The 19,036-nt window shown below is 70.5% G+C and carries 19 protein-coding genes and 4 tRNA genes; 14 read left to right on the top strand and 9 right to left on the bottom strand.

Translation table 11 applies throughout. The annotated features are described in order from the left end of the window. Window positions 1-17 precede the first annotated feature (17 nt). Genes CJ226_RS11960 through CJ226_RS11950 form a run of 3 tightly spaced genes read left to right on the top strand, consistent with a single transcriptional unit; the run spans window position 18 to window position 4,219 of the window. Complete coding sequence (locus CJ226_RS11960) at window positions 18-1,649, top strand: FAD-binding oxidoreductase (RefSeq protein WP_257996638.1); 1,632 nt, start codon at window positions 18-20, stop codon at window positions 1,647-1,649. Between the two features lies 1 nt (window position 1,650). Continuing rightward, window positions 1,651-2,565, top strand: coding sequence for a YegS/Rv2252/BmrU family lipid kinase (locus CJ226_RS11955; protein WP_102209287.1), 915 nt, complete (start codon window positions 1,651-1,653; stop codon window positions 2,563-2,565). Continuing rightward, the gene (locus CJ226_RS11950) at window positions 2,555-4,219 is read left to right on the top strand and encodes a GMC oxidoreductase (RefSeq protein WP_102209286.1); all 1,665 of its coding nucleotides are present in this window, start codon (window positions 2,555-2,557) and stop codon (window positions 4,217-4,219) included. The genes CJ226_RS11955 and CJ226_RS11950 overlap by 11 nt, the downstream gene beginning before the upstream one ends. Here CJ226_RS11950 and CJ226_RS11945 read toward each other — a convergent pair whose 3' ends face one another. From CJ226_RS11945 to CJ226_RS11930, 4 genes are all read right to left on the bottom strand, one after another. Beyond that, window positions 4,220-6,361 (bottom strand): 3-hydroxyacyl-CoA dehydrogenase NAD-binding domain-containing protein, encoded by a 2,142-nt coding sequence (locus tag CJ226_RS11945; protein ID WP_102209285.1) that lies wholly within the window; start codon window positions 6,359-6,361, stop codon window positions 4,220-4,222. It abuts the gene before it with no gap. After that, the gene (locus tag CJ226_RS11940) at window positions 6,358-7,563 is read right to left on the bottom strand and encodes a thiolase family protein (RefSeq protein ID WP_071328680.1); all 1,206 of its coding nucleotides are present in this window, start codon (window positions 7,561-7,563) and stop codon (window positions 6,358-6,360) included. The genes CJ226_RS11945 and CJ226_RS11940 overlap by 4 nt, the downstream gene beginning before the upstream one ends. A 73-nt stretch (window positions 7,564-7,636) precedes the next feature. Then, the gene (locus CJ226_RS11935; RefSeq protein WP_102209284.1) at window positions 7,637-8,830 is read right to left on the bottom strand and encodes an HRDC domain-containing protein; all 1,194 of its coding nucleotides are present in this window, start codon (window positions 8,828-8,830) and stop codon (window positions 7,637-7,639) included. Further along, a complete protein-coding gene (locus CJ226_RS11930; protein ID WP_025103557.1) occupies window positions 8,823-9,404 on the bottom strand; it encodes a DUF3000 domain-containing protein in 582 nt (193 codons plus the stop codon). Before CJ226_RS11930 ends, CJ226_RS11935 begins: the two co-directional genes overlap by 8 nt. A gap of 25 nt (window positions 9,405-9,429) precedes the next feature. On the opposite strand from CJ226_RS11930, the gene CJ226_RS11925 reads away from it, so the two are divergent. Then, the gene (locus CJ226_RS11925; RefSeq protein WP_102209283.1) at window positions 9,430-10,587 is read left to right on the top strand and encodes a S9 family peptidase; all 1,158 of its coding nucleotides are present in this window, start codon (window positions 9,430-9,432) and stop codon (window positions 10,585-10,587) included. On the opposite strand, the gene CJ226_RS11920 is transcribed toward CJ226_RS11925, so the two are convergent. Continuing rightward, a complete protein-coding gene (locus CJ226_RS11920) occupies window positions 10,571-11,002 on the bottom strand; it encodes a SufE family protein (RefSeq protein WP_025103555.1) in 432 nt (143 codons plus the stop codon). The two genes, CJ226_RS11925 and CJ226_RS11920, sit on opposite strands and share 17 nt — an antisense overlap. Before the next feature lie 18 nt (window positions 11,003-11,020). Continuing rightward, entirely contained in the window at window positions 11,021-11,914 is an 894-nt protein-coding gene (locus CJ226_RS11915; protein WP_025103554.1) for a sulfurtransferase, read from the bottom strand. Window positions 11,915-12,058: 144 nt separating this feature from the next. Here CJ226_RS11915 and zapE point away from each other — a divergent pair, with 144 nt between their 5' ends. The 4 genes from zapE (at window position 12,059) to CJ226_RS11895 (ending at window position 15,552) form a co-directional block, all read left to right on the top strand. Continuing rightward, entirely contained in the window at window positions 12,059-13,096 is a 1,038-nt protein-coding gene (gene zapE / locus CJ226_RS11910; RefSeq protein WP_025103553.1) for a cell division protein ZapE, read from the top strand. A 134-nt stretch (window positions 13,097-13,230) separates the two neighbouring features. Beyond that, window positions 13,231-14,469 (top strand): ammonium transporter, encoded by a 1,239-nt coding sequence (locus CJ226_RS11905; RefSeq protein ID WP_102209282.1) that lies wholly within the window; start codon window positions 13,231-13,233, stop codon window positions 14,467-14,469. 19 nt (window positions 14,470-14,488) lie between these two features. Continuing rightward, window positions 14,489-15,082 carry a type II toxin-antitoxin system PemK/MazF family toxin gene (locus tag CJ226_RS18305; protein ID WP_102209281.1) on the top strand — a complete coding sequence of 198 codons (594 nt, stop codon included), beginning with the start codon at window positions 14,489-14,491 and terminating at the stop codon, window positions 15,080-15,082. Between the two features lie 83 nt (window positions 15,083-15,165). Further along, the gene (locus CJ226_RS11895) at window positions 15,166-15,552 is read left to right on the top strand and encodes an SPW repeat protein (RefSeq protein WP_102209280.1); all 387 of its coding nucleotides are present in this window, start codon (window positions 15,166-15,168) and stop codon (window positions 15,550-15,552) included. A 60-nt stretch (window positions 15,553-15,612) separates the two neighbouring features. Here CJ226_RS11895 and CJ226_RS18120 read toward each other — a convergent pair whose 3' ends face one another. Beyond that, the gene (locus CJ226_RS18120; RefSeq protein WP_180964589.1) at window positions 15,613-15,786 is read right to left on the bottom strand and encodes a hypothetical protein; all 174 of its coding nucleotides are present in this window, start codon (window positions 15,784-15,786) and stop codon (window positions 15,613-15,615) included. Between the two features lie 111 nt (window positions 15,787-15,897). Beyond that, window positions 15,898-16,323: a GIY-YIG nuclease family protein gene (locus CJ226_RS11890; protein ID WP_102209279.1), complete on the bottom strand. Its 426-nt coding sequence runs from the start codon at window positions 16,321-16,323 to the stop codon at window positions 15,898-15,900. Window positions 16,324-16,426: 103 nt separating this feature from the next. Between CJ226_RS11890 and CJ226_RS11885 the strand changes: the two genes are divergently transcribed. Next, a complete protein-coding gene (locus CJ226_RS11885; RefSeq protein WP_102209278.1) occupies window positions 16,427-17,392 on the top strand; it encodes a TIGR03885 family FMN-dependent LLM class oxidoreductase in 966 nt (321 codons plus the stop codon). A gap of 86 nt (window positions 17,393-17,478) precedes the next feature. On the opposite strand, the gene CJ226_RS11880 is transcribed toward CJ226_RS11885, so the two are convergent. Further along, window positions 17,479-17,551 (bottom strand) — tRNA-Val (locus CJ226_RS11880). Between the two features lie 151 nt (window positions 17,552-17,702). Here CJ226_RS11880 and CJ226_RS11875 point away from each other — a divergent pair. From CJ226_RS11875 to CJ226_RS11855, 5 genes are all read left to right on the top strand, one after another. After that, a tRNA-Gly gene (locus CJ226_RS11875) sits at window positions 17,703-17,775 on the top strand. A gap of 52 nt (window positions 17,776-17,827) precedes the next feature. After that, window positions 17,828-17,898: transfer RNA gene (locus CJ226_RS11870), tRNA-Cys, on the top strand. A 27-nt stretch (window positions 17,899-17,925) separates the two neighbouring features. Then, window positions 17,926-18,000: transfer RNA gene (locus CJ226_RS11865), tRNA-Val, on the top strand. A gap of 207 nt (window positions 18,001-18,207) precedes the next feature. Beyond that, window positions 18,208-18,528: a hypothetical protein gene (locus CJ226_RS11860; RefSeq protein ID WP_257996637.1), complete on the top strand. Its 321-nt coding sequence runs from the start codon at window positions 18,208-18,210 to the stop codon at window positions 18,526-18,528. A gap of 171 nt (window positions 18,529-18,699) precedes the next feature. Continuing rightward, window positions 18,700-19,029, top strand: a complete 330-nt coding sequence (locus CJ226_RS11855; protein WP_102209277.1) for an ATP-dependent DNA ligase — start codon at window positions 18,700-18,702, stop codon at window positions 19,027-19,029. Window positions 19,030-19,036 lie beyond the last annotated feature (7 nt).

Here is a 19,036-nt window from a genome sequence, read left to right as displayed (position 1 = left end):
GTGTCACACTGTAACCCATGGAGCAGGCGAATGGCAGAGGGGCCGACAGGCCCGAGATGCGCTGGAACGGCTGGGGCGATCCGGACCGGGCGAAAGACCTCCCGCTCGCTGTCCGCGGCCTGCTGCCCCTGCTGCTGGGCCGCGTTCCCCGTCCGCCCCGTCCGCCGGGGCTGGATGACGTGCGGGTGCGGCCCTCGCGACTGACCGCGGATGATCGCGACGCGCTGGCGGCGGTGGTCGGCCCCGATGGGGTGGACGTCACGACGTCGGTGCGCCTCCGGCACGCCGGAGGACGCTCCACCCCCGACCTTCTGCGACGGCGGCATCCCGAGCAGGATGCGCCCGACGCCGTGGTGTTCCCTGCGGACCATGACGCCGTGCGCGCCTGCCTCGCTCTGGCGGGGGAGCGCGGGATCGCCGTCATCCCGTTCGGCGGAGGAACGAGCGTGGTCGGTGCCCTGGATCCGGAGACCGGCCGGCATCGTGCCGTCGTCAGCCTGGACCTGCGTCGACTCTCCGGGCTGCTCCACCTCGACCCGCTCAGTGGTCAGGCGACTCTCGCGGCGGGCACGACCGGACCGGAGGCCGAAGCGCTGCTCGGCGCCCAGGGGTTCGAGCTCGGGCACTTCCCGCAGAGCTTCCGGTACGCCACGATCGGCGGTTTCGCCGCCGCCCGATCCTCCGGACAGAACTCCGCGGGCAACGGGCGTTTCGACGCGATGGTGACGGGGATCCGGGTCGCGACGCCTACGGGGGACCTCGACCTCGGCCGCGCACCGGGATCGGCTGCCGGCCCCGACCTCGTCCGCCTCTTCCTGGGCTCCGAGGGGATCTTCGGCGTGATCACCGAGGTCCGGGTCCGGGTGCATCCGGTGCCGACGAACCGGATCTTCGAGTCGTGGACCTTCCCGGACTTCGACCGTGGCGCCGATGCGCTGCGGCGGGTGGTGCAGCAGGGTGCGGGTCCCACGGTGATCCGGCTCTCCGACGAAGCCGAGACCGCGGTGAGCCTCGCCCAGGTCGGCCGGATCGGGAAGGCCCTCGCGAAGGGGGCGAGCGTCGTGACGGTGTTCGAGGGCGACGACGCCGCCGGCCGCAGGGCCCGGACCGCCGCGATCCTCGCCGCGGCAGGCGGCCGCAGTGCCGGCACCAACGACGCGGAGGAATGGGCCGCAGGACGCTTCGACGGTCCGTATCTGCGCGATGCTCTGCTCGATGCCGGAGTGTTCTGCGAGACGCTGGAGACCGCGACCACCTGGTCGAACCTGCGCACTCTGAAGGAGGCCGTCGAGGCGGCGCTGCGGGACGGCTTCGACGCGGCGGATGCCCGCTCGTACATCATGTGTCATGTCTCCCACGTGTATCCGACGGGCGCCTCCCTCTACTTCACGGTCCTCGCCGGGCTGCGACGGGACCCCCTCGGCGCGTGGGCGGCCGTGAAGGGGAGGGTGAACGACGCGATCCTCGCGAACGGCGGGACCATCAGCCACCATCACGCCGTGGGTCGCGATCACGCCCCGTGGCTCGCGGAGGAGATCGGGGACACCGGCATGCGGATCCTCACCGCCGTGAAGCGGGAGCTCGATCCCCGCGGCATCATGAACCCGGGCGCCGTCCTCGCCGATGTCCCGACCGGGACGACCGTCTGAGATGGGGCACATCGCGGTGCTGTCGAACCCGCTGTCCGGCAAGGGCCGCGGGCAGCGGGTCGCGGACGACGCGCTCGCTCACCTCCGACGGCGCGGGGCGGACGTGCGCGTGTACGCCGGGCGTTCGGCTGCCGACACGAGGCGGCTGGCCGCTGTGGCCCTGGACGCGGGGCCGGACGGACTCGTCGTCGTGGGCGGCGACGGCACCCTCTCGGGCATCCTCGAGGTCGTGTGTGCGGCGGGTGTCCCGGTGACGGTGGTTCCCGCCGGCACGGGGAACGATCTCGCGCGCGCGCTCGGGCTGCCTCGCGCGGACGTGGCGGAGGCGGTCGAGCTCGCGCTGACCGGCGTGCCCCGTGCCATCGACATCGGCGAGGTGCGGACGTCGACGGGCACCTCCCTCTTCCTCACCGTGGCGGCGCTGGGTTTCGATGCGCGCGTGAGCGACCGCACCAACCGCCTCCGCTGGCCCTCCGGTGCGCTGCGGTACTACCTCGCACTGCTGGTCGAGCTCGTCCGGCTGCGCCCGTTCGACTTCACGATCCGCGTCGATGACGGCCCGGAGACGGCGGCACCCGGCACGCTCGTCGCGGTCGGGAACACCGCGAGCTACGGCGGGGGGATGCCGGTGTGCATCGGCGCCGCCCCGGACGACGGCGCCCTCGACATCGTCGCCGTGGGTCCCCTCGGCCGCCTCCGCCTGGTGCGACTGTTCCCGCTCCTCCTGCGCGGGACGCACCTGGCGCGCCGGGAGGTGCGGCACGTCCGGGCCCGCACGGTCACCGTCGCCGCCCCGGGTCTCGTGGCCTACGCGGACGGCGAGCGTGTCGGTGCGGAGACCTGCACGATCTCGATCCGCGCGGGCGCACTGATCGTCATGACCCGGGCGGAGCGGAGGGACGCGCATGTTCGATGAGGACGTCGTCATCGTCGGTTCGGGCTTCGGCGGCTCCGTCGCGGCCCTCCGGCTCACGGAGAAGGACTACCGCGTCCGCGTGTTCGAGGCCGGGCGGCGATTCGCCGACGAGGACTTCGCGAAGACCAGCTGGGACGTGCGTCGTTACCTCTGGGCCCCGGCGCTCGGGTGCTTCGGGGTGCAGCGCATCCATCGGCTTCCGCACGTCATGATCCTCGCCGGTGCGGGCGTGGGCGGCGGGTCGCTCAACTACGCCAACACGCTGTACGAACCGGGCGCGGCGTTCTTCGCCGACCCGCAGTGGGCATCGATCCGGGACTGGCGCACCGCGCTCGCCCCGCACTATGCCACAGCCCGGCGCATGCTCGGCGTGGTGGACCGCTATCCGCACGACGGACCGGTCGAGCGGATCATGGCCGGAGCCGCGGAGGACCTCGGGGTGGGCGCGACGTTCCGCCGCGCACCCGTCGGCGTGTGGTTCGGGGAACCAGGGAAGCGGGTCGCCGATCCGTTCTTCGGCGGGGAGGGCCCCGAGCGCACGGGCTGCACGCTCTGTGGGAACTGCATGGTCGGCTGCCGCGTCGGCGCGAAGAACACCCTCGTGAAGAACTACCTCGCCCTGGCCGAGCGCCGCGGGGCGGTCATCGAGCCGCTGCGCACCGTCACCGAGGTGCGCGAGCTGCCGGACGGCGGCTTCTCCGTCACGACACGGCGGAGCGGTGCCTGGTTCCGGCGGCGTGAGCAGACCGTCACCGCGCGAGAGGTCGTGCTGGCGGCGGGGACCTGGGGCACCCAGCAGCTCCTCCATCGGATGAAGGCGTCGGGCGCGCTCCCGCGGATCTCCGACGCCGTGGGCCGGCTCACGCGGACGAACTCGGAGGCCTTGGACGGCGCCGTCGCCGTCCGGGTGCCGGAACGGGTGGAGCTGGCGCGGGGCGTGGCGATCACCACCTCTTTCCACGTGGACGACCGCACCCACGTCGAGAACGTCCGCTACGGTCCGGGATCCAACCTCATGGGCGCTCTCGCCACCGTGCTGGTCCCCGGCGATCGCGCCCTGCCGGGCCGCCTCGCCGCACTCGCGGGGCAGGTGCTGCGCCGACCCGTGCAGGCCCTCCGCCTCGCCTCCCTCCGACGCTGGAGCGAACGGGGGATCATCGCGCTCGTCATGCAGACCGCCGACAACTCGCTCACCCTGTCCCTGCGGCGTCGCCTCGGGCGGACGCGGCTCACGAGCGCCCAGGGGCATGGCGCGCCGAACCCCAGTCACCTGCCCGAGGCGCATCGCGCTGCCCGAGCCATCGCCGCGCGTCTGCAGCGCGAGGGCGGGGTGCCCGCGGCGGCGCGCGGCTCCTGGCCCGAGGTCTTCGGGATCCCGCTCACCGCGCACTTCCTCGGGGGAGCGGTGATCTCCGGTGCGCCGGAGGACGGTGTCGTGGACGAGTATCAGCGCGTCTGGGGACACCCCGGGCTGCACGTCGTCGACGGCGCCGCTGTGCCCGCGAATCCGGGGGTGAACCCGTCCCTGACCATCACCGCCCTCGCGGAGCACGCGCTGTCGCACTGGCCGCGCAACGGCGAGCCGGATACCCGTCCGACGCTGCGGACGACACAGGGGGCCGCGCCCACGGCGCGACCCCCTGCGGAGAGCTGATCAGCGGTTCTGGATACCGCGGATCTGCGGAGTGTGGAACGAGCCGCCGAATGCGCGCTCGGAGGCCCCCTCGCGGTCGAGGTACGGCGACGCCCCACCATCGATGAACGGCCAGCCGGCGCCGAGGATGAGGCACAGGTCGATGTCCTCGACCTCCGGCACCACGCCCTCGTCGAGCATCAGCTTGATCTCGGTCGCGAGTCCGTCCTGCACGCGCTGCAGGATCGTGGCGGCCGACGCCGGGCTCTTGCCGACGGCGGGCGCCAGGACCTTCTCGGCCTGCTTCGTCCAGCCGACCACACGGCCGCCCTTGTCCTTCTCGACGACCTGGTCGAGCTCGGCCAGGGCGTGGAAGTTCTCGTTCGCGTAGAACCGGTCGGGGAACGCGCGCACCATCGTGTCCTGCACGTGCGCGGCAACCTTCCAGCCGACGAGGTCGATGAGCTGGAAGGGGCCCATCGGCAGGCCGAGCGGTGCGAACGCCTTCTCGACGTCGGCGATGGGGGTGCCCTCGTAGACGGCGCGCGCTGCCTCGCCCATGACCTTCGCGAGCAGACGGTTCACCACGAAGCCCGGGGCGTCGGCGGTGAGGACCGCGTTCTTGCCGAGATTCTTGGCGACGACGAACGCCGTCGACAGGGCGGTGTCGGCGGTCGCCGGCGTCTTCACGATCTCGATCAGCGGCATGACCGCGACCGGATTGAAGAAGTGGAAGCCGACGAGCCGCTCCGGGTGGGCGAGTTTCGCGCCGATCTCCTCGACCGAGAGCGACGAGGTGTTCGTGGCGAGCACCGCGTCCTCCGCGACGATCTTCTCGATCTCGCCGAAGACCTGCTGCTTGACGCCGACCTCTTCGAAGACCGCCTCGATGACGAAGTCGCAGTCCGCGTAGAGGCTCTTGTCGGTCGTGCCGGTGACGAGACCGCGCAGCTTGTTCGCGGTGTCCGCGTCCACGCGGCCCTTCGCCTCCAGCTTGCCGATCTCCTCGCGGATGTAGGCGACGCCCTTGTCGACGCGCGCCTGGTCGAGGTCGGTGATCAGCACGGGTACCTGGAGCTTGCGCACGAACAGCAGCGCGAACTGGCTGGCCATGAGACCCGCACCGATGATGCCGACCTTGGTGACCTTCTTCGCGAGCTCCTTGTCAGGGGCGCCGACCGGACGCTTCGCGCGCTTCTGCACGAGGTCGAAGGCGTACATCGACGCGGCGAACTGATCGCCGGTCACCAGTTCCGCCAGGGCCTCGTCCTCCCGGGCGAAGCCTTCCGCCTTGGTGCCGCTCTTCGCCTTGTCGAGCAGCTCGAGAGCCGCGTACGGCGACTTCGGCACGGTGCCGATCTTGGACTCCAGCATGCCGCGCGCCATCTTGATGGCGATCGGCCACTTGGTGAGGCGCTCGATCTTGCCCGGCTCGTTCTTGCGCACGACCTTCGTGCCGCCGAGGACCGCGTCGGCCCAGGCGAGCGAGTTCTCGAGGTAGTTCGCCGCGGGGAAGATGGCGTCGAAGATGCCCAGGTCGAAGGCCTGCTGCGGCTTCAGCATGCGGTTCTGCTTGAGCGGGTTGGAGATGACCACCTCGAGGGCGTTCTCGATGCCGATGAGGTTCGGCAGGAGGTAGGCGCCGCCCCACCCGGGGATGATGCCGAGGAAGACCTCGGGCAGGGCCACGGCCGCGGCAGAGGCGTCGACCGTGCGGTACGTGGAGTTCAGGGCGATCTCCAGCCCGCCGCCGAGCGCCAGGCCGTTCACGAACGCGAACGACGGCACGCCGAGCTCGCTCAGCTTCCCGAGTACCTTGTGGCCGAGCTGGGCGATCAGCCGCGCGTTGTCACGCGAACCGACCTTGCTGATGTCCGAGAGGTCGGCGCCGGCGGCCATGATGTACTGCTTGCCGGTGATGCCGACCGCCTGGATCTCGCCGGCCGCCGCGCGGGCCGTGAGGCCGTCCAGCGTCGCGCCGAGTTCGGTGAGGGTGGCCGGACCCAGGGTGTTCGGACGGGTGTGGTCACGACCGTTGTCCAGCGTGATCAGGGCGAGGACCTTGCCCGATGCGAGGCGGATGTCGCGCACGGGGGAGTGCGTGACGACCTCTCCCTCGGTGAGCGCCTGGATGGGCGAGAAGTCGACGTCGTCGTAGCTCACTTCTTCTTCTTTCCGTCGTAGTGCGGGTTCTCCCAGATGACCGAGCCGCCCTGGCCGAGACCGACGCACATCGCCGTCAGGCCGTAGCGCACGTCGGGGCGCTCCGCGAACTGCGCCGCGAGCTGGATCATGAGCCGGACGCCGGAAGCGGCCAGCGGGTGGCCGACCGCGATCGCGCCGCCCCACGGATTCACCCGGGGGTCGTCGTCGTCGATGCCGAAGTGATCGAGGAGGGAGATGACCTGGATGGCGAACGCCTCGTTGAGCTCGAACAGACCGATGTCGGAGATGTCGAGGCCGGCCTTCTTGAGCGCCTTCTCGGTCGACGGGATCGGGCCGATGCCCATGATCTCCGGCTGCACGCCGGCGAAGGCGAACGAGACCATCCGCATCTTCGGCGCGAGGCCGAGCTCCTTGACGGCGCTGCCGCCGGCGAGCAGCGACATCGTCGCGCCGTCGGTGAGCGGCGAAGACGTTCCGGCGGTGACGCGGCCGTGCGGACGGAACGGCGTCTTGAGGCCGGCGAGGTCCTCCATCGTGGTCTGCGGACGGCGGCCCTCGTCCTCGGTGGCGAGGCCCCAGGCGCCGTCGGCGCCCTTGATCGCGACCGGCACGAGATCCGGCTGGATCTTGCCGGCGTCATAGGCGGCCTGCACCTTCTGCTGGCTGCGCATGCCGTAGCGGTCGGAGCGCTCCTTGGTGAGGTGCGGGAAGCGGTCGAAGATCCGCTCCGCGGTGACGCCCATGTTGAGGGCTCCGGGGTCGACCATCTTCTCCGCCACGAAACGCGGGTTGGGGTCGGCGTTCGCGCCGATCGGGTGGTGCCCCATGTGCTCGACGCCGCCCGCCAGGGCGAGGTCGTACATGCCCACGCCGATCGAGGCGCCCATGGTCGTCACGCTCGTCATCGCGCCGGCGCACATGCGCTCCACCGCGAGTCCGGGGACGGTCTGGGGGAGTCCGGCGAGGATCGCCACCGACCGCCCGAGGGTGAGCCCCTGGTCGCCGGTCTGGCTCGTCGCGGCGATGGCGACATCGTCGATGCGGTCCGCCGGTACGGCCGCATTGCGCTCCATCAGGCCGATGGTCGCCTTCACGGCGAGGTCATCCGCGCGGGTGTTCCAGTACATGCCCTTTTCGCCGGCGCGCCCGAAGGGGGTGCGCACTCCATCGACGAAGAAGACGTCCGAGATCTCGGCCACTCTGCCTCCAAGTTAGTGCGGTGGCCTCAGTCTATGAACGGCCGGAAACCGGGAGGAATCGGTTGGATCGAACCTACGAAGCGGTCGCGGACGTGGTGTCCGGCGATTGCGCCGCCTCTACAAAGGCGTCGGCGATCTTCTGTGCAGTCTGTTCAACCTGCCAGGGGCGGGCTCCGAGCGCGGAGAGCGCGGCGCCGACCTCTTCCGCCGTCGTCCCAGGGCCGTCCCACGCGATGCGGCGCAGGTACTCGGGCGTGAGGAGGTTCTCGGTGGGCATGCCCAGCTCCTCCGCGACGGCCTCGACGGCGGGACGGGCGGCCTTCAGACGGGCGTCCGCCTCCGGGTTGCGGTCGCTCCAGGCACGGGGCGGCGGGAGCGCGTCGCTGGGCACACGCTCGCGCGGCAGCGTCTCGGCGGCACGGCCGTCGACGATCGCCTGCCACCAGCGGTCGAGCTGGGTGCGGCTCGCGCGCCCCTGGAACTCCTTGACTCCCGCGAGAGCCTGCTTGGAGGCGGGGTTGGCGAGGACCGCGGCGACGAGGGAGCGGTCGGGAACGAGGCGTCCGGGTGAGATGTCCTGCTGCTGCGCGTACATCTCGCGCGCCTCCCACAGGGCGCGGGCGACGGCGAGGTTGCGGGCGCCGCGCACCTGGTGGAGCCCGCTCAGCCGCCGCCAGGGGTCTTCGCGCGGTGCCTTCGGGGCGCGCGCCAGGGTGGCGGCGAACTCCTGCGCGGCGAACGCGGTCTTGCCTTGTTCCTCCAGCTCGGTGACGAGGGCGTCGCGGACGTCGACGAGGTGCAGCACGTCGAGCGCGGCATAGTCCAGCCAGGAGTCGGGCAGCGGACGGGTCGACCAGTCGGCCGCCGAGTGCTCCTTCTTCAGGGTGATGCCGAGCGTGTCCTCGACGACGGCGGCCAGACCCACCCGGTCGTGACCGAGCAGACGGGACGCGAGCTCGGTGTCGAAGATCTCCTTCGGCTCCAGGTGCAGCTCGCGCAGGGACGGGAGGTCCTGGCTGGCCGCGTGGAGCACCCACTCGACGTCGCCGATGGCCTCCTGCAGGGGCGCGAAGTCGCCGATCGCAGGTGGGTCGAACAGGAACACCCCGGCCTCGCGCCGGAACACCTGGACCAGATACGCCCGCTGCGAGTAGCGGAAGCCGGACGCCCGCTCGACATCGACGGCGACCGGGCCGGTGCCTGCGGCGAGCGCAGCGCAGGCGGCACGGAACTCCTCGGTTTCGGAGATCACGGAGTATTCAGTCACGTACAGCCTTTCGCGCGCCGATCACGGCGATGCCCTCGGAACCCGGCGGAAGCCCCGCCAGCATTCCGACCAGCTCGGCCCATGCTTCGACGTGCGGTCGGAACGGGCCCTCCGGAGTCCAGGACGCCCGCAATTCTATCTGTGCGCCGTCGCCCTCGTCGGCGAGGCCCCCGAATCCCTTCGACAGCGTCTTCGTCGACGTGCCGGAGGGGGAATGGTAGATCGCGTCCCGGGAATCCAGCGCGTCCACGAGCCACGACCAGGTGACGTCGGCGAGCAGGGGATCGGTGCCGATCTCGGTCTCGAGTGGCGCCTGGGCGAAGATCACGATGCGCCAGGCGCCGCCCCAGGCATCCGGCTCGTCCGGATCGTGCAGCAGGATGAACCGTCCGGTCCCGTACACGGAGTCGCCGTCCTCGCCCGGGCGGACGTCGGCGGACAGGGCGATCGCGAAGGGGGCCAGATTCTGCGGCGTGGGGATCTCACGGACCGCGATGTCGTCGCGGAACGCGGTCGCGCGCAGTTCGGCGACGGCGGCGTCGAAGGGCGTCCCGGCCTCGGGGTGTGCGGTCACGGCAACAGGCTAGAGTCGGAAGGCGATGAAGAGTCTCAGGCACGCCGTTGCGATCGTTGTCCCCGCGCTCCTCGCTGTGGGCGCCGCCGTCGGGGTCCTCGTGATCGCGGTGGCGCGCCGGGTCGTCACCCCGTTGCGAAGCCGCATCCAGGACACCGAGATCCTCGCGATCGACACCGGCGCCCAGACGATCGAGCTCCGCCGCACGCTCGACACCGAGCTCCCAGGGCGATACGGCCTGTTCACGACGGGCACCTACGGCTACGTCAAGCTCGGTGCCGTCCTCAGCGCCGACGGCACGACGGTGCGGCGCAAGCTCCTCACGAAGATCGAACCCGGCGCCAGGGTGGACCGAGGTGCGTCCTTCAGCGGCAGCTACTACATGTCGCCGAGCGAGCTGCACCTGCGCTGGGAGAACGTGCTCATCGGCTCTCCGGCCGGACCGTGCCCCGCATGGTTCTTCCCCGGGGACTCCTCGACCTGGGTCATCCCGGTGCACGGTCGGGGCACGACCAGGGCCGAATGCCTCCGTGCCGTGCCGGTGATGCACGCGGCGGGGCTGCCCACTCTCGTCGTGTCCTACCGCAACGACGGCGAGGCCCCGCGCACCAGAGCGGGCGCCTACGCCCTCGGGGCGTCGGAGTGGCGCGACGTGGACGCCGGGATCGCCTACGCGCTGCGTCACGGCGCGGAGCGGGTCGTGCTGATGGGATGGTCCATGGGCGGGGCGGTGTCCCTGCAGGCTGCGGTCAACTCCGGCCATCGCGATCGCATCGCGGGCATCATCCTCGAGTCGCCGGTCGTGGACTGGCGCACCGTGCTGCGCTTCCAGGCGCGGGTCGCCCGAGTGCGCGAGCCCCTGCCCGCCCTCGCGATGGGGGCGCTGGAGCTGCCGCTCACGGCGAAGCTCAGCGGCGCGGACGAACCCATCCTGTTCGACCGCCTGGACATGGTCGCCCGTGCCGACGAACTGCACGCGCCGATCCTCATCCTGCACAGCGACGACGACGGTTTCGTCCCCGCGGACGCCTCGCACGCCCTGCAGGAGGCGCGGCCGGACCTCGTCACCATGCCGCGCTTCACGGTCGCGAGGCACACCAAGCTCTGGAACTACGACGAGAAGGGCTGGACCACAGCGATCACGGAGTGGCTCGCAGCGCAGGGACTCAGCGCTTCTGCCTGACCTGGTTCTTGGCGCGCATCAGCATGCCGGTCATGCCGCCGATCCGCAGCGGTGACACCGCCTTCGTGAGCCCGATCGACTGCGGGTAGTCCTCGGGGATCGCCAGGACCTCATCCGCCGTCAGTCCGGTGAGACCCTGCACCAGGATGCTCGCGAACCCCCGGGTCGTCGGCGCCTCTTCCGGAGCCGTGGCGTGCATGGTCACGACGTCGTCGTGGACTTCGACGTAGATGTAGACCGGCGACTGGCACTCCGCGACGCGCTCGCACATCTCCGGATGCGCCGCCACCTCATCGGAGACGGCGGGCAGCTCGTCCGCGTACTCCAGGAGCAGCAGCAGGCGATCCGATTCCGGGGTCTCCAGGAATCCGTCGCGGATCTCGGCGAGGGTCTCGGGCAGGGCGGAGGCGTTCATCCCCGCCATTCTCCCACCTCAGACGGTGCCGGGCTCGGTACCCGTCACGATCGGGACGCGCACCGCGCTGCCCCACTCCGTCCACGAGCCGTCGTAGTTGCGGACGTTCTCGAAGCCGAGGAGGTGCTTCAGCACGAACCACGTGTGGCTCGAGCGCTCCCCGATGCGGCAGTAGGCCACGACGTCGTCGCCGTCCTGCAGCCCGGCGCCGTCCCGGTAGATGGCGTCGAGTTCCGCACGGCTCTTGAAGCCGCCGTCCTCGGCGACCGCCTTCGCCCACGGCACGCTCTGCGCGGTGGGGATGTGGCCGGCCCGCAGCGTCCCCTCCTCCGGGTAGGCGGGAGCCGTGGTCCGCTCGCCGCTGTACTCCTCCGGCGAGCGCACGTCGATGAGCGGGTTGCCGAGGTGGGCGAGCACGTCCTCCTTGTAGGCGCGGATGGCCGTGTCATCCCGCTCCACCACCGGGTACTCCGTGGCGGGGCGGTTCGTCGCCTCGCGGGTGAGCTCGCGGCCCTCCGCGATCCAGCGGTCACGACCGCCGTCGAGGAGGCGCACGTCCTCGTGGCCGAAGAGGGAGAACACCCAGAGCGCGTAGGCGGCCCACCAGTTGTTCTTGTCGCCGTAGATCACGACCGTGTCGTCGCGGGCGATGCCCTTGCGGCTGAGCAGCTCGGCGAAGCCTTCGCCGTCGACGTAGTCCCGCACCACCGGGTCGTTCAGCTCGGTGTGCCAGTCCACCTTCACCGCTCCGGGGATGTGGCCCGTCTCGTAGAGGAGGACGTCCTCGTCGGACTCGACGACCACGAGGCCGGGCTCTCCCAGGTGGGCGGCGAGCCACTCGGTCGTCACCAGGCGGCCGGGCTCGGCGTACTCGGCGAACTTGGGGGAGGAGGAGTCGAACTCGATGGCCATGGGGTCTCCGTAGCGGTGAGCGGGCGAGCGGGCGGTGCGGACGGCGTAGTGTGGATCCGTCCCTTCGACGATAGATCCTCCGCGCGCCCCCGGGACCCGATCCGTAAGACTTCGACACAGGCCGTTGCCTGATTCAGGACCGTGATGACCGACCCGACCACCCGCACCGGAACCGTCCACCTCACCGAGCGCACGCCGACGGTCAGCGGACCCGAGATGCTCGCGAGCCTCGTGCCGCCGCCGCAGTTCGACGACGCCACGTTCGACAGCTATCGGGCGGACCCCGCCTACCCGTCCCAGGAGGAGGCGAAGCAGACGCTGCTCCGCTTCGCCGGACGCGGCGCTCCCGTCAAGCGCGGCGGTCTGTTCAGCCGGGCCAAGAAGGAGCCGGAGCTCAAGCCCGGCGTCTACCTCGACGGCGGCTTCGGCGTGGGCAAGACCCATCTGCTCGCCTCGATCTACCACGCGATGCCGGCGCGACGGAAGTACTTCGGCTCGTTCATCGAGTACACCGCCCTGGTGGGTGCCCTCGGCTACAAGAACACCGTCGACCTCCTCAAGGGCGCCGATCTGCTCTGCATCGACGAGTTCGAGCTCGACGACCCGGGCGACACCATGGTCATGACGCGTCTGCTCGGGGAGCTCGTGCCCACCGGCACCCGGCTCGCGGCCACGTCCAACACGCCGCCGAACGCCCTCGGCGAGGGGCGCTTCGCCGCGCAGGACTTCCTCCGCGAGATCCACGCGATGTCGGACAGCTTCCAGACCCTGCGCATCGACGGCGTCGACTTCCGGCAGCGCGCGATCGACGGTCACGCCGTGGCGCTGGACGATGCCGCCTACAGCGCCGCCGTAGACGCCGCCGCGGCGGACGGCGCCGTCTCTGACGACGCGTTCGACGACCTCATCCGGCACCTGGCGCAGGTGCACCCCTCGCGCTACATCCGGCTCATCGACGGCCTGCACCGGGTGGGGCTGCGGGGCGTGCGCCAGCTCACCGACCAGTCCGAGGCCCTGCGGTTCGTCGCCTTCGTCGACCGCGTCTACGACGCCCAGATCCCGATCCTCGCGACGGGCCTCGGGCTCGACGCCGTGTTCTCCGACGAGATGCTCGCCGGCGGCTACCGCAAGAAGTACCTGCGCGCCATCTCCCGGCTCAACGCGCTCACGCATTCTGCGTAAGCCCGCAGTCCCGCGTAACGCGATGTTCACACCCGGAGCCGGGCTGTAACCGCGGGGAAACAAACCTCACGCATGGGCGAAATCGCCCGTGGTCACACTGAAGCTCTCAACTACTTCGGATGTGAGGTTTTCCTATGGATGCTCCCGGCAACATCTCGTGGGCGATCACCGCGACGGCACTGGTGCTGCTCATGACGCCCGGCGTCGCGTTCTTCTACGGCGGTCTCGTCAAGGCGAAGAGCGTCGTCAGCATGATGATGATGAGCTTCGGCTCGATCGGACTCGTCGCCGTGCTGTGGATTCTCTTCGGCTTCTCGATGAGCGCCGTGGACAGCCCGACGGCCTTCGCGGGCAACCCCTTCGCGGACATCGGCCTGTCCAGCCTCGCCTCGGGTGAGGGGTCGAACGTCGCCCTCCTCAGCGTCGCGTATGGCGCCACCTTCGCGATCATCACCGTCGCCCTCATCTCCGGGGCGATCGCCGATCGGGCGAAGTTCGGCAGCTGGCTGATCTTCGCGGGCGTCTTCGCCACGGTCGGCTACTTCCCGGTCGCCGCCTGGGTCTGGGGCGGTGGCTGGATCATGAACCTCGGCACCACCCTGTTCGGCGAGGACAGCGGCATCGGCGTGATCGACTACGCCGGCGGCACCGCGGTGCACATCAACGCGGGCGCCGCGGCGCTGGCCCTCGCCCTGGTGCTGGGCAAGCGCATCGGCTTCCAGAAGGGCATCCTCAAGCCGCACAACGTGCCGCTGACGCTGCTGGGCGCCGCCCTGCTGTGGTTCGGCTGGTTCGGCTTCAACGCGGGTGCGGAGTGGCTGGCCGAGGACATGGGCGGCGTCGGCCTCATCGGCCTGAACACCCTGGGCGCGACGGCGGCCGCGATCCTCGGCTGGATCCTCATCGAGCGCATCAAGGACGGCAAGCCCACGTCCGTCGGAGCCGCCTCCGGTGCGGTGGCGGGCCTCGTGGCGATCACCCCGGCGTGCGCCAACCTCACCCCCGGGTGGTCCCTCCTGCTCGGCGCGGTCGCCGGCATCGTCTGCGCCCTCGCGGTGGAGCTGAAGTTCCGCCTCGGGTTCGACGACTCGCTCGACGTGGTCGGCATCCACCTCGTCGGCGGTCTCATCGGCACCGTGTACCTCGGCTTCTTCGCCACCGGCACCGGCCTCTTCGTCGGTGGCGACGCCCGCCAGCTCGCCGTCCAGGTGATCGCCGCCGCCGGCGTGCTGATCTACTCCTTCGTGGTCGCCTGGGTGATCGGCTTCGTGATACAGAAGACGATCGGGTTCCGCATCGCGAACGAGGACGAGATCGCCGGTGTCGACCAGGTCGTCCACGGCGAGGAGGGCTACGCTCTCGCGAACGCGTGACGACGGTTAGGGTGACCGTGTGGGCACGACCAGCAACGGCATCCTGAAGACACTCGCGGATCTCCTGCGCCGAGCAGTGGGCTCCCCCCGGGCGTCGCGGACCTCTCCCGGTCCGCGGCGCCCGGACGCGCGTCTGCGGACGGCAGAGGAGCGCGAGCGGCGGTCGGCATCGGAGGCCGGCGTCGAGCCGGGACGCGCCCGCGGGACCGAGACCGTGCGGCTCGACGCCGGGCGCATGCCGGCCGTCCGCGTGTCCTATGCGCCGCAGCGGGACGGGGCCCCGGATGCGGGCGAGGTCGTCTGGACCTGGGTGCCGTACGAGGAGAACGACGGCCGAGGCAAGGACCGACCGGTGCTGGTGATCGGGCGGCAGTCCTCCGAACGGGTGTACGCGGTGCGGATGACCAGCCAGCCGCACGACGGCGACCGCGACTACCTCTCGATCGGGAGCGGGGAGTGGGACGGGCAGGGCCGCGAGTCCTGGGTCGATATCGAACAGCTCTACAGCGTCCACGAGCGTGGTCTCCGCCGGGAGGCGGCGGCCCTGGACCGTACCCGGTACGCCCGGGTCGCCGCGGCGCTCCAGCGGCGATACGGGTGGGCGCAGAGCTGAGGCGGATGCCGCGTTCCCATCCGATGGGGGCAGGGCTCCGAACCTTCCTGTGAGTCGCCGCCGGCGGCACCCAAGGAGGAATCATGCGTTTCATCCCGACCAAGGTCCATGGAGTTCTCGACTACGTCGTCGGAATCGCTCTGATCGCCGCGCCCTGGCTCTTCGGCTTCGCCGGCATGGGCGGAGCCCCCGTCGTCATCCCGATCGTCCTCGGCGTCGGCCTCATCGTCTACAGCCTCTTCACGAAGTACGAGTGGGGTCCGTTCGGTCTGATCCCCATGCCCGTGCACCTCGTCTTCGACATCGTGGCGAGCCTCTTCCTCGCCCTGTCGCCGTGGCTGTTCGGCTTCGCGGACGAGGCGCTGAACGTCTGGCTCCCGCACGTCGTCGTCGGTGCCGCCGTCATCGTCGTCGTGCTGTTCTCTCAGCCCCAGCCGCAGAGCACCCGCGGACGCGCGGCGACCGCCTGACGCCGGACACGACGAGGGGCGACCGGATGCCGATCCGGTCGCCCCTCGTCGTCGCGAGGACTACTCCTCGTCGTCGGCCTTGGCCTGATGCTCCTGCTGCTGCTCGGTGTCGACCTGGGCGGGAGGCAGATCCTGCAGGAACTGGCGGTCGCTGTTCGGGTCGCCGCTCCCGTCGCCGGCGAGCGGATCCTGCGCGCTGACGTCGTCGGCGGGGATGTTCTCTCGTCCGTTCATGTCCGGTCCTCTCACGCGGGGCGCCGGGTGCGCCCGTTCATCGGCGAGTCTGCCTGCTGTCCGCGAAGGACGGGATCCCCTGGTGCGATCCGGCGCCTGGTGATAGGCGGCTCAGCCCCGGAGAGCGGCGCTGAGCCAGCGGGCGTACTGGTGCCAGGGGTCGCCGTCCTGCTGCAAGCGGGCGATGTGAGCGCCGATCTCGGGCGTCAGGGTGAACCACTCGCCGCCTTCGCGCGCGGAGGCGAACTCGCGGTGACGCTGCTGTTCGCGCACCCGGTCGCCCCGTTCGAAGGCGAGGAGCTCGTCGTGACGGATGCTCGCGAGTCTGCGCCGTGGCTGCCTGCTCGTGCCGATCTTCACCCTGCGGTCGTACCGGAGGTAGTACACGACGTCGATCCGCGGGAACGGCAGGTCGGGGTCGGGGGAGTCCCCGTAGCGCCAGCCGCAGAGCACGCAATGCCAGGCATCGTCCGTCCGCAGCCCGGTGAGACCGCCGCAGAGCGGGCAGGGTCCGGGGAGAAGGCGGGGTTTCGGCACCGGTGCAGCCTACGTCCGCCCTCGGACATCGGCCGTACCTGCCAGTACCCGGCGCTTCTGTCAACCACTGCCGTGGGGCGTCGTCGCTTGCCAGACTCGGCCTATGGTCTTCATCGGATTCCACGCCTCCCATGAGCAGATCCCGCCCAGCGCCTTGCTCGACGCGGTCGTCAGCGCGGAGTGGGCCGGCTTCGACGGGGCGATGTGCTCCGATCACCTGGCCCCGTGGCTGCCCGAGCAGGGGGAGTCGGGATTCGCGTTCAGCTGGATCGCCGCGGCGCTGGCCCGCACCCGCTTCTCGATCGGCATGGTCAACGCGCCGGGACAGCGATACCACCCGGCGATCGTCGCTCAGGCCTTCGGGACGCTGGAGGAGATGTTCCCCGGACGGTTCTGGGGCGCGCTCGGCAGCGGGGAAGCCATGAACGAGCACGTGACCGGCGACGTCTGGCCCGCCAAGGACGTCCGGAACGCGCGGTTGCGCGAGAGCGTGGACGTGATCCGTCGGCTGCTGGCCGGAGAGGAGGTCGACCATGACGGTCTCGTGCGCGTGCACCGCGCGCGGATCTGGACCCGGCCGGCGCAGCCGCCACCCCTCTTCGCCACCGCCGTCAGTCCGGAGACCGCGGAGTGGGCGGCCGGGTGGGCGGACGGGCTCGCGACCGTCGCGCAGGAGCCGTCCGCGCTCCGGAGGGTGGTCGAGGCCTACCGCTCCGCCGGGGGACAGGGGCCGTGCATCCTGCAGACGCACGTGAGCTGGGGCGCCGACGATGCCGAGGCGTACGCGACCGCGAAGGAGCAGTGGCGGCAGGGTGTGGTCACCCCGCCGCTCGCGTGGAACATCGAACAGCCGGAGGACTTCGACGCCGCGGTGGGCGAGGTCGACGAAGCGGGGCTGCGCAAGGCGGTCCTCGTCGATCATGACGCCCGTTCCCTCGCGGGACGACTGGCGGAGCTCGTCGGTGTCGGCTTCGACCGGATCTACCTGCACCACGTCGGTCGGGAGCAGACCGGGTTCCTGAAGGCGGCCGCGTCCGAGATCCTGCCCGCCCTGAGGGAGCGCACGTGAGTGTCGCGCGCCTCGGGACGGCGGGATCCTCTGACCGGTGGAAACGCCGAAGGCCCCGGATGATCGGGGCCTTCGGAGGGATTCTGTGGGCGATACCGGACTCGAACCGATGACCTCTTCCGTGTGAAGGAAGCGCGCTACCAACTGCGCCAATCGCCCATACCCGCGGGGTACGTCAACCGATACTACCCGACCCGCGGGCGCCTCGATGACCAGTCGGGGAGACACGCGCGAGATTCGCCACGGGTTTGGTGGAGCGCGGATCATCGGCTAATGTTTCATAAGTGCCCGGGACAACCGGGAACGAAATGCGGATGTAGCGCAGTTGGTAGCGCACAACCTTGCCAAGGTTGGGGTCGCGAGTTCGAGTCTCGTCATCCGCTCGAGTGCAGTAGATCTTCTCGAAGATCGGCGGCACGTGGGGTCAATCCACACGGTGGCGTGGCCGAGCGGCTAGGCACCGGCCTGCAAAGCCGTTTACACGGGTTCGAATCCCGTCGCCACCTCACGGGAAAACTGAATAGCCCCAACGGGCGCGATTGGCGCAGCGGTAGCGCGCTTCCCTGACACGGAAGAGGTCACTGGTTCGATCCCAGTATCGCGCACCACCTGAAACCCCCGGTTCTGCCGGGGGTTTTTTCTTGCCCGCGGGGCGTCCTTCCCTCCGCGCGGGGTCGCAGATCCGCGCGAGGTCGCAGCCTCACGGCGGAGCCCTGCGACCTGGGTGCGAATCTGCGTGTCCGCGCCCTCGGGGTCGAGTTCGAAGATGTGTTCGAATATCGGTATCCTGGAAGAGGCCGGAGGAAGGAGCCGGTGTGGGGAACTCGGGTCGCGCGCTCTCCGCGTACAACGACATGCGGTCGCAGCATCAGGCCATCGAGGCCGCCGCACGCCGCGGCCCCCTGCAGTCCCTGTCCGATCGCGAGCTCGCCTTGCGCGAGTCCGCCGTCACCGTCTATCCGCACGCGCTCCAGCGGCGGGTGCGGGCGTGGGTGCGGTTCGGCCCGGAGGCGATCCGTGTGGAGGCCAAGGTCGTCCGCTCCACTCCGCTTGCGGCGGGCATCGAGTTCCGTGCCGGCGAGCGCACCTACCGCTGCTGGGTCTGGGGGAACGCCGTGCAGCCGGTGGAGGCGTGACCGGGGAGTGGACACCGCTCGCACGAATTGTTCGTTTCCTGTCCGCACAACGCTGTCTTCGTCCTTCCGGGTGCGGTGCCGGTGGCAGGGTGGACGGACATCACCACCGGCGATCGACGATCGCACCTCCGTGGGACGAGATTTCGTGGCGATCATCCCAGGAGGGCGAACATGGGCAGATTCATCTACGAAGGAAGCACCAAGATCGAGGTCGAGGATCGCGCACTGCGGCATCTGCAGCTCGTGATGACCGCGAAGCTGCGGCGGGGCGAGCCCTTCCCGTACTCCTGGAAGGAGGACGCCAGCATCGGGGGCGGACGGATCACCGTCTGGCTCCACGCCGGGAGTTCCATGGTGTTCAAGTACGTCGGCAGCCGCCAGCCGGAGATCAACCGCGCCTGGGTCGACGCGCTGGCGTACACGGCGAACTCGCCCGGTGGTCTGTATCTGGTGCCGGAGCCCGCCGGGAGCGCCGTCACCGGCAACCTGGACCTGTCGTAGGGCACGG

The sequence above is a fragment of the Microbacterium sp. UMB0228 genome, from assembly GCF_002871415.1.
GTDB lineage: Bacteria > Actinomycetota > Actinomycetes > Actinomycetales > Microbacteriaceae > Microbacterium.
This window is presented reverse-complemented; position numbering and strand designations above follow the sequence as displayed.

Bases quoted from the DNA above. Each gene is read 5' to 3' on its own strand.
- CJ226_RS11960 (WP_257996638.1), top strand. From the start codon at position 18: ATGGAGCAGGCGAATGGCAGAGGGGCCGACAGGCCCGAGATGCGCTGG.
- CJ226_RS11955 (WP_102209287.1), top strand. From the start codon at position 1,651: ATGGGGCACATCGCGGTGCTGTCGAACCCGCTGTCCGGCAAGGGCCGC.
- CJ226_RS11950 (WP_102209286.1), top strand. From the start codon at position 2,555: ATGTTCGATGAGGACGTCGTCATCGTCGGTTCGGGCTTCGGCGGCTCC.
- CJ226_RS11925 (WP_102209283.1), top strand. From the start codon at position 9,430: ATGAAGAGTCTCAGGCACGCCGTTGCGATCGTTGTCCCCGCGCTCCTC.
- CJ226_RS11920 (WP_025103555.1), bottom strand. From the start codon at position 11,002: ATGAACGCCTCCGCCCTGCCCGAGACCCTCGCCGAGATCCGCGACGGA.
- CJ226_RS11915 (WP_025103554.1), bottom strand. From the start codon at position 11,914: ATGGCCATCGAGTTCGACTCCTCCTCCCCCAAGTTCGCCGAGTACGCC.
- zapE (WP_025103553.1), top strand. From the start codon at position 12,059: ATGACCGACCCGACCACCCGCACCGGAACCGTCCACCTCACCGAGCGC.
- CJ226_RS11905 (WP_102209282.1), top strand. From the start codon at position 13,231: ATGGATGCTCCCGGCAACATCTCGTGGGCGATCACCGCGACGGCACTG.
- CJ226_RS11895 (WP_102209280.1), top strand. From the start codon at position 15,166: ATGCGTTTCATCCCGACCAAGGTCCATGGAGTTCTCGACTACGTCGTC.
- CJ226_RS18120 (WP_180964589.1), bottom strand. From the start codon at position 15,786: ATGAACGGACGAGAGAACATCCCCGCCGACGACGTCAGCGCGCAGGAT.
- CJ226_RS11885 (WP_102209278.1), top strand. From the start codon at position 16,427: ATGGTCTTCATCGGATTCCACGCCTCCCATGAGCAGATCCCGCCCAGC.
- CJ226_RS11855 (WP_102209277.1), top strand. From the start codon at position 18,700: ATGGGCAGATTCATCTACGAAGGAAGCACCAAGATCGAGGTCGAGGAT.